The sequence below is a fragment of the Blautia hansenii genome (assembly GCF_013304445.1).
Taxonomy (GTDB): domain Bacteria; phylum Bacillota; class Clostridia; order Lachnospirales; family Lachnospiraceae; genus Blautia.
Genome location: NZ_JAAITA010000040.1, coordinates 1 through 9,131 on the forward strand (window position 1 = coordinate 1; position 9,131 = coordinate 9,131).

Genomic DNA, 9,131 nt, shown 5'->3' on the forward strand with positions numbered 1-9,131 from the left:
TAAAGATTTCTCCCACCACCCGCATAGCAGGTGGTTTATTTCATTGCTGACACAACGAGACCGTGGAAATGCTGCAGCAGCAGCATCCTCACGGCCTCATCCTGGCTATTGATGCCTCTTTGGGCACCAGAAAACATCTGGGGTTTCTCACTATATCCCCGGGTGCTTTAGAACCGGGACTGGGCGTGCGGAAAAAATTAATGCCTGTGGGAGATATTTCCATCACAGGCATTGTAAATGTATCGGGAACTTTTGACAATTTTCTTCTGCAGACTACCCGGCTTGCCACAGTGGTACAACTGGCAGATTCCATTGTTTCCGGAATTCTGCTGGCCCATCATCAGTATTTTACGCCCCGCCGTTTTCCCGAAGAACCCTTTGTCCAGCGGCCTGTGGAACGGACTCTCAGCTTTGCAAAATTTGCGCCTCTGTCAGCCGCTGCCACCTCCTTGCCAAAAGGAAGAATGTAATCCGTATATTGGTAATCCGCACCAAAGACACGGCGCACCAGCCGCTTCATAAACAGATACGCGCCTCTCGGAAACCAGGCTTTGTAATAATACCGCCCGATTTCGCAGGTCCCGCAGTATTTGTCTGTCAGTGTAATAATCCAGGTCTCCCAGTGGGTGGGCGGTATGGGTGTCACCGGAAACATGTGCTTTACAATCATCTCCTCCTCAAGAGGGTTCAGCTTAAAGTATTTCTTTGCATTGTGCAGCGCCCGGTGGGGATGAGTCATGGCATGAACCGGGTCTCCCGTCTTCTTCCGGTGTCCCCGCCAGTCATACAGGAACAAATCGTGCAGCATTCCCGCCCGTGCCGCGCTTCTGGCATCTAAGTTAAAAAATTTGCAGATTCGGTAATTATAATATGCCACATTCAGACAATGCTGATAGCAGCTTGTCTCACAGTGATGTGGAAATTCCTTCATTTTCAGCACATAGGGGTGATGTACCAAATCTTTAATGTATTCGTAAAATTCTTCATTTCCAGGGTCTTTCACCGTATGTGCCCTCTTCATTCTCCCCTTATTTTTTCGTCTTGTCATACAGAATCTCCCCTTTTGTTGACCTTTTTTGTTGAGTTCGATTCTACCCTATTTTTCCTCATTTGTAAAGGGGAGACTGCACCACACAATACGCATGGCGCAGTCTCCCCGCAGGAACTTATACAAATTCTTTAATTTTCTTATAAATACCTTCTGCATCCAGTCCGTATTTTTCCAGCAGTTTTACTGCAGGACCAGATTCACCGAAGACATCGTTGACACCGATACGAAGCATTTTGGTAGGCGCTTTTTCAGAAAGTACTTCTGCCACTGCACCGCCAAGTCCGCCGATTACGGAATGTTCTTCTACGGTTACCACTTTGCCAGTCTCTTTGGCTGCTTTTACAACCAGTTCTTCGTCCAGAGGCTTAATCGTATGAATGTTGATAACTTTTGCGTCAATGCCGTCTGCTGCCAGCTTTTCTGCTGCCAAAAGCGCTTCATTTACACAGAGACCTGTGGCAAACACGGTTACGTCCTTGCCTTCTCTTAACACGATACCCTTTCCGATTTCAAACTTGTAGTCCGGTCTGTCATTGATAACCGGCACAGCCAGCCTGCCGAAACGCAGATATACCGGGCCATCGTGAAGGTAAGCAGCTTCTACAGCAGCTTTGGCTTCCACATCATCAGAAGGATTTAAAATCACCATTCCCGGAATGGTTCTCATCAGAGCCATATCTTCGTTGCACTGGTGCGTAGCGCCGTCTTCCCCTACAGAGATACCTGCATGGGTAGCGCCGATTTTTACGTTTAAATGAGGATAACCGATAGAGTTGCGAACCTGCTCGAAAGCACGTCCTGCTGCAAACATGGCAAAGGTACTTGCAAAAGGAACTTTTCCTGTAGTGGAAAGGCCTGCTGCAATGCCCATCATGTTAGCCTCTGCAATACCGCAGTCAATGTGGCGTTCCGGGAAAGCTTTCTGGAAAGTACCAGTCTTGGTTGCACCTGCCAGGTCAGCGTCCAGAACTACCAGATTGTCATATTTTTTACCTAATTCTACTAATGCGTTTCCGTAACTGTCTCTGGTCGCGATTTTCTTTACTTCTGACATAATGCTTCACCTACCTTTTCCAAATCTGCCATTGCAATTGCATATTCTTCATCGTTTGGCGCTTTTCCGTGCCATCCTGCTTCATTTTCCATAAAGGAAACATCTTTTCCTTTTACAGTCTTCATAATAATTGCAGTCGGTTTGCCTTTTACGGTCTTTGCTTCGTCAAAAGCTGCTTTTAACTGGTCAAAATCATTTCCGTCTTCCACGTTGATAACATGGAAATTAAATGCTTCAAATTTCTTGTCAATTGGGTATGGAGAACATACATCTGCGATGTTTCCGTCAATCTGCAGACCATTGTTGTCCACAATGGCAACCAGGTTGTCCAGTTTTCTGTGGCCTGCAAACATAGCTGCTTCCCACACCTGTCCTTCCTGAATTTCTCCGTCTCCCAACAGTGTATATACGCGATAGGAATCTCCGTCCATCTTAGCTGACAGGGCCATTCCCACTGCAGCAGAAATTCCCTGGCCTAAAGAACCGCTGGACATATCCACACCTGGAATGTGCTTCATATCCGGGTGTCCCTGCAGATAAGAGCCAAGATGACGCAGGGTCTTCAAATCTTCTACCGGGAAATAGCCTCTGTTTGCCAGAGTGGAATACAAGCCCGGCGCTGTGTGGCCCTTAGACAGTACAAAGCGGTCACGATCAGCTTTCTTTGGCTGTTCAGGGTCAATATTCATTTCTTCAAAATACAGATAAGTAAATAACTCGGCTGCAGAAAGTGAGCCGCCCGGATGTCCGGCTTTTGCAGAATGAACAGCAGTGACAATCCCTTTACGGATTTCATTTGCCGTCTTCTGAAGTTCTAACTTGTTCATTATTTTCCTCCTGAATGTTTTCGGTTCGATGTTATTATAACAGATGAGACCAGGTATGCCAACCTTGAATTATTCTCCAAATACAGCGATGTAGTCTTTCTGGAATTTTTCGATTCCGGCGTCTGTCAGAGGGTGCTGTGTCATTTTTTCCAGAACTGCGTACGGCACGGTCGCAATATCAGCGCCTGCCAGCGCACACTGTGTTACATGCATTGGATGACGTACACTTGCTGCAATGATTTCGGTTGGAATGTCAGCAACTGCAAACATTTCGGCAATGGTTTCGATAAGTTCTACTCCGTCTGTGGAAATATCATCCAGTCTGCCCAGGAAAGGAGATACATAAGTTGCTCCTGCTCTTGCCGCTAAAAGTGCCTGGTTCGCTGAGAAAATCAGGGTTACATTGGTCTTGATGCCTTCTGCAGACAGCACTTTCACAGCTTTTAAGCCTTCTACTGTCATCGGAATTTTTACCACCATGTTCGGGTGAATGGCTGCAATTTCACGTCCTTCTTTAATCATGCCTTCTGCGTCTGTTGTAGTAGCCTTTACTTCTCCGCTGATTGGTCCGTCCACGATAGAAGCGATTTCTTTGATAACTTCGTTAAAATCTCTGCCTTCCTTCGCAATGAGAGACGGGTTTGTAGTAACTCCACAGATAATGCCCATATCGTTTGCTTTTTTAATGTCTTCTACTTTCGCAGTGTCAATAAAGAATTTCATAATAAATACCTCCATTTGCCGCCTTTTTGCGCGCTTTTCTTTGTGATATTTACAGTGTACCCCTTAATTATTTACTCTGCAAGTGCCGCAGTTTTTATTAATCATTTTATTTATTAATAATTGCAGTTTTTATAAACAAATAGTCGGGTATTTTCTTTTATTTTCCATCTTTTCTGCTGAATCATATGGTTCACACACTACTATTATTATTAATATTTTTTCATTTTTTATTTAATTAAAATTCTTTTTGGCGCTCTGCTTTGCATAGGCTGTGGTCTTGCGGACAATGAGTTTTGGCTCGTACTCGATATGATACGTGCTGATAGGTTCTGTTTCGGAATACGCGCTGCCTGCGGACTCGATTTTCCGCATAATAATATCGCAGGCGTCTCTCCCCTTAAACGGGACAAAATGTTCAATGGTGGTAAGAGCCATGTGGGACATACCCGCAAAAATAATATTGTCACATCCAAGCACAGACACATCTCCCGGCACCTTATATTTTTCTTCCTGCAGAGCGTCAATAATACCAAAGGCTATCATATCGTTTAAGCCTGCAATGGCTGTGACCTCTATGCCCTCTGCCAGCAGTTCTTTTGTCAGATTGTATCCGATACGGTATTCGGAATCAATGCTGGGAAGCACCTCGTCCCAGTGGTCGTCCGCGGCTTTAATTGTCACAGACTCCCCAAGACCTGCCCGTTCAAATTCCCGCACAAAGCCCTCCACACGCCGGGAACGCTGTTCCTGCCGCTTGGTCAGAGGCGGGGCGATAAATGCTACTTTGCGGTGGCCCAAGTCCAGCAAATGCCTGGCCATAAGCCGTCCCACCTTGGTATTGTCCTGATTAATGGCATCGACTTTCACTTTATCCCGGTTGCTGATAACCACCAGAGGAATTTTTTCTGCCAACTCCTCGACCTCTTCCATAAAGGCGTTGCTGGGATTGCAGGTATAAATAATTCCTGCAGGCGAAACGCTGTACATCATCCGAAGATACTGCTCTTCGATTTTCAGTTCCCGCTGCGTGTTGCATACAAAGACGCCGTATCCCTTTTCCTTTGCCACGGTTTCGATTCCCTGCAGAAGCATAACGTAATAAGGGTTGGTAAGCGTGGGACAGAACACTACAATCAGACGGCTATTTTTGCTGTTTTTCCGGTTTTTTCTTCCCGGAAGGGTATACCCCAGCTCCTGTGCCGCCTGCTCTACTTTCTGTATGGTTTCCTTGGAAAAGGACACGTTGTATTTCTTATTCAGTACCATGGATACCGTGGCCTGGGATACCCCGGCCGCTTTGGCAATATCCGTAGAGGTTACTTTTTTTCTCATAGTTCCACTCTGCCTTCCAGGGCTCTCAAAAGTGTGACTTCATCAATATATTCCAAATCTCCGCCTACCGGCACGCCGCTGGCAATTCTGCTCACTTTAATTCCCGTGGGTTTAATCAGTTTGCTGATATACATGGCTGTGGTTTCCCCTTCCAGGCTGGAATTGGTGGCAATGATGACCTCTTCAATATCGTCTTTGGTGATTCTCTGCATAAGCTCCTTTAACTTGATATCGTCAGGCCCGATGCCCAGCATAGGGGAAATGGCGCCGTGCAGCACATGGTAAACCCCGTCAAATTTCCCGGTTTTTTCATAAGCCGCCAAATCTCTGGTATTCTCCACCACCATAATAACTTTCTGGTTTCTTCGGGGATTCTTGCAGATAGGACAGATTTCCTGGTCTGTAAGGGTATAACAGCACTTGCAGTACTGTACATTGGCCTTGGCATTGACAATGGCGCCGGCCAACTGCTCTACCTGGTCCTTCGGCATGTTTAAAACGTGGAACGCCAGGCGCTGTGCGGATTTCGCACCAATGCCCGGCAATCTTGAAAATTCTTCTATTAATTTGTTAATATGACTGCTGTAATATTCCAACTCTTTTTCTCCTTTGGTCTGTGGCTTCCCTTAGAACGGGAAACCGCCGCCTAAGCCGCCCAGACCGCCTGTCAGTTTGGACATCGCTGCTGCGGATTCTTCTTCCATTTTGCGAAGAGCTTCGTTGGTGGCTGCCACAATTAAGTCTTCCAGCATTTCAATGTCGTCCGGGTCTACCACTTCCTCAGCCAGCTTTACTTTCAACACTTCCTTTTTACCGGAAACGGTCACTTCTACCGCCCCGCCGCCTGCTGCTGCTGTAAATTCCTTCTCTTCCAGGGCTTTCTGGTTTTCTTCCATCTGACGCTGCATCTTCTGCGCCTGTTTCATTAAATTATTCATGTTTCCCGGCATCATACCGCCTGGGAATCCTCCTCTTTTTGCCATGATAAATCCTCCTATTCATCCTCTTCCATATTTTCTACTGTAATTTCCATATGCACGTTCTGCTCCAGCAAATCGTCTACGGAAATCTCGGACAGGCCGCCCTGGCTCTTGCCGGACTCGCTGTCTTTTAATATCATTTTAATTTCTACATCTTTTCCTATTTTTTTCCTGACTGCGTTTTTCAGCATTTCCAGGTTCTCAGGATTATCTATGCAGGTCTGTGCCAGAAAATTCCGAAATTCCACATACAGCACAGGTTCTCCTGTATTGCCGTCGTATTTGGGGGTGGACTCCAAAAGCATTTGCTGCAGAAGTCCCCTGGTTTCCCGGATAATGGAATTCCAGTTTTTCCGTACATACTGCAAATCTTCCGGGGCTGCCTTTTCCGGCTTTTTCTCCGGCTGCGCAGTTTGAGAAAATCCCTCCGCCTGCATTCCTGCCCCAAAATCTGCCGGAATGTTCCCAGGATTAAAATTGCCCGGCGCACCTGGATTTCCCTGCACAAAAGCTCCGCTTTGCAGTTTTTCTTCCAGTACCCGCACCCGGTCATAAAGAGAATCCAGATTCGTCTCCATAACCGGCTGGCACAGCTTAATCAGCGCAATCTCCACCAGTACCCGCTTCTGGGACGCGTATTTTATCTGATTGGAAAGCTCAGAAAAAATCCGGATATAGCGCATCAGCGTCTCCGCATCTGCCATCTGGCTTTCTTCCTTCATGCGGGCCAGGGTTTCTGCCGAAGCGTCCACAGCTTCTTCTGCATTGTCCGAAGTGGCAATCAGAAGAAGGTTGCGCAGATACCAAATAAAATCTGTGACAAACTGCCCCATTTCCCTGCCCTGAATGATAATGTCTTCCAGGATCTTAATGGCCCCTGCGGTATCCTGGGCAAGAATTTTGCGCAAAAGCCCGCTGAACACCTCTGTGTCCACAGCGCCCAGGTTTTCCAGTACCTTTTCATAGGTAAGCGTTTCTCCCAGATAAAAGGCAATACACTGGTCCAAAAGGGACAGAGCGTCTCGCATGGAACCGTCCGCTGCTTTTGCAATATAGCGGATGGCCTTTTCCTCCACATCATTGCCTTCTTTGTCCATGAGTTCCATCAGACGGGCGGAAATGGTATCCGCAGTAATCCTACGGAAATCATATCGCTGGCACCGGGACAGAATCGTAATGGGAATCTTGTGGGCTTCTGTGGTTGCCAAAATGAACATCACATAAGAGGGCGGCTCTTCCAGCGTTTTTAACAGGGCGTTAAACGCACCTGTAGACAGCATATGCACCTCGTCGATGATGTACACTTTATAATTTCCCTGTGTGGGACGGTAGGCCACCTCTTCCCGGATTTCCCGGATGTTGTCCACACCGTTGTTGGACGCCGCGTCAATCTCGATAACATTCATGGACGTACCTTCGTTAATGGCCCGGCATGTGGCACACTCGTTGCAGGGACTCCCGTCTACCGGATGCTCACAGTTTACCGCTTTTGCCAGAATTTTGGCAATCGTGGTTTTACCGGTACCTCTGGTTCCGCAGAAAAGATACGCATGTCCGATTCTATCAGCTTTTATCTGATTTTTCAACGTTGTTACAATATGTTCCTGCCCTTTTACGTCTTCAAAGTTCTGAGGGCGGAATTTACGGTAAAGAGCTGTATAGCCCATTTATAAAATCTCCTTTTTGCATTAATCTCCAAAACTGATACCGATACGCTTTGCATCTGCTACCAGCTGATCGGTGGGAGATACCATTTTCAGCTTGCCTGCACACTCTCCCAGAGGCACTTTTTTCACCTTGCCGTTAATCATGCCTACCATGTAGCCATAGTCCTCTTCCAGAATCAGCTTGGCAGCCTCAGAACCCAGTCTGGTGGAAAGCACACGATCATAAGGACAGGGACTTCCGCCTCTCTGCATATGTCCCGGAATCGTAATGCGGACATCCAGATTCAGCTTTTTCTGCAGTTCATCTTCTAATCGGTAAGCAATGGATGGATATTTCTTTCTGTATTCTTCCTGTTTTTTCTTTAATTCTTTCTTTGTCAGCTTGGCGTCTTCTTTGGAAACAGCGCCTTCCGCGACTGCCAGAATGGTAAATCCTTTTCCAGCCCGGTTTCTCTTGTTAATGGCTTCCACAACTCTGTCAATGTCGTACGGAATTTCAGGAATCAGAATGATATCTGCACCGCCTGCAATTCCTGCATGAAGGGTAAGCCAGCCCACTTTGTGTCCCATAACTTCTACGATAAACACACGGCTGTGGGACGCTGCTGTGGTGTGAATACAGTCAATGGCATCTGTGGCAATATCCACAGCGCTCTGGAAGCCAAAGGTCATGTCTGTGCCCCAAATATCGTTGTCGATGGTTTTGGGGAGATGAATGATATTCAGTCCTTCTTCTCTCAACAGGTTCGCTGTTTTCTGTGTGCCGTTTCCGCCCAGAATAACCAGGCAGTCCAGACGCAGCTTGTGATATGTCTGTTTCATGGCCTCTACCTTGTCCAGACCTTTTTCGTCCGGCACACGCATTAATTTGAAAGGCTGGCGGGAAGTTCCCAAAATGGTGCCGCCTCTGGTGAGGATACCGGAGAAATCTCCGGAGGACAGCATTCTGTAATTGCCGTAAATCAGTCCTTTGTAGCCGTCATCAAATCCGTAAACTTCCAGTTCTTCCAGATTAGTGCTGAGCCCTTTTACCACGCCGCGCATGGTGGCATTTAAAGCCTGGCAGTCGCCGCCGCTTGTCAGTAAACCGATTCTCTTCATAAATTCCACTTCCTATTCTGAATTTTTATCTATGGGTGTTTCTAAGGTTCGTAATTTTCGTGCTGGAATTATTATATAATATTTTCGGGAGGGGAACAACTGAAAGTTTTTCTGCTTCATAATCACATAATATTCACTTTACCGAATATGAAAATGGCGAAGTGCTTATCGTAACACTTCGCCGAAAGCCTAATCGGTTTGAGCATGATATGCTTGATTAGGTCTGTTCTAATATTATATGCAGTCTAACTGCTCTTATATACTCAAATGTGCCTTCCAGTCTCCCGGCATATTCATTGCTGTAAGACTAAGCACACTGTCATGATTCTGAATCAACGTATCTAGTATAACGAATATTAAATAATTGCTATATTAAATTGATACTGCTTCCTCTTC

9 protein-coding genes and 1 pseudogene are annotated in these 9,131 nt (G+C 46.4%); 1 reads left to right on the forward strand and 9 read right to left on the reverse strand.

The features are described 5' to 3' along the window. Window positions 1-68: 68 nt before the first annotated feature. Window positions 69-314: pseudogene (gene yyaC, locus G5A70_RS16170) on the forward strand (spore protease YyaC); the annotation flags it as partial. A 26-nt stretch (window positions 315-340) separates the two neighbouring features. Here the strand turns inward: yyaC and G5A70_RS15135 are convergent. From G5A70_RS15135 to G5A70_RS15175, 9 genes are all read right to left on the reverse strand, one after another. Beyond that, window positions 341-1,048: a phosphohydrolase gene (locus G5A70_RS15135; RefSeq protein ID WP_226853754.1), complete on the reverse strand. Its 708-nt coding sequence runs from the start codon at window positions 1,046-1,048 to the stop codon at window positions 341-343. 118 nt (window positions 1,049-1,166) lie between these two features. Continuing rightward, window positions 1,167-2,105 (reverse strand): transketolase family protein, encoded by a 939-nt coding sequence (locus G5A70_RS15140; RefSeq protein WP_173750290.1) that lies wholly within the window; start codon window positions 2,103-2,105, stop codon window positions 1,167-1,169. Then, window positions 2,093-2,932, reverse strand: coding sequence for a transketolase (locus G5A70_RS15145; RefSeq protein WP_173750291.1), 840 nt, complete (start codon window positions 2,930-2,932; stop codon window positions 2,093-2,095). The genes G5A70_RS15140 and G5A70_RS15145 overlap by 13 nt, the downstream gene beginning before the upstream one ends. Before the next feature lie 69 nt (window positions 2,933-3,001). Continuing rightward, window positions 3,002-3,655 (reverse strand): fructose-6-phosphate aldolase, encoded by a 654-nt coding sequence (gene fsa / locus G5A70_RS15150; protein ID WP_173750292.1) that lies wholly within the window; start codon window positions 3,653-3,655, stop codon window positions 3,002-3,004. A 231-nt stretch (window positions 3,656-3,886) separates the two neighbouring features. Beyond that, entirely contained in the window at window positions 3,887-4,987 is a 1,101-nt protein-coding gene (locus tag G5A70_RS15155; protein WP_173750293.1) for a LacI family DNA-binding transcriptional regulator, read from the reverse strand. Beyond that, complete coding sequence (gene recR / locus G5A70_RS15160) at window positions 4,984-5,583, reverse strand: recombination mediator RecR (protein ID WP_173750294.1); 600 nt, start codon at window positions 5,581-5,583, stop codon at window positions 4,984-4,986. Before recR ends, G5A70_RS15155 begins: the two co-directional genes overlap by 4 nt. 30 nt (window positions 5,584-5,613) lie before the next feature. Continuing rightward, window positions 5,614-5,970 (reverse strand): YbaB/EbfC family nucleoid-associated protein, encoded by a 357-nt coding sequence (locus tag G5A70_RS15165; RefSeq protein ID WP_173750295.1) that lies wholly within the window; start codon window positions 5,968-5,970, stop codon window positions 5,614-5,616. An 11-nt stretch (window positions 5,971-5,981) separates the two neighbouring features. After that, window positions 5,982-7,634: a DNA polymerase III subunit gamma/tau gene (dnaX, locus tag G5A70_RS15170; RefSeq protein ID WP_173750296.1), complete on the reverse strand. Its 1,653-nt coding sequence runs from the start codon at window positions 7,632-7,634 to the stop codon at window positions 5,982-5,984. Window positions 7,635-7,655: 21 nt separating this feature from the next. Continuing rightward, the gene (locus G5A70_RS15175; protein WP_173750297.1) at window positions 7,656-8,735 is read right to left on the reverse strand and encodes a 6-phosphofructokinase; all 1,080 of its coding nucleotides are present in this window, start codon (window positions 8,733-8,735) and stop codon (window positions 7,656-7,658) included. Window positions 8,736-9,131 lie beyond the last annotated feature (396 nt).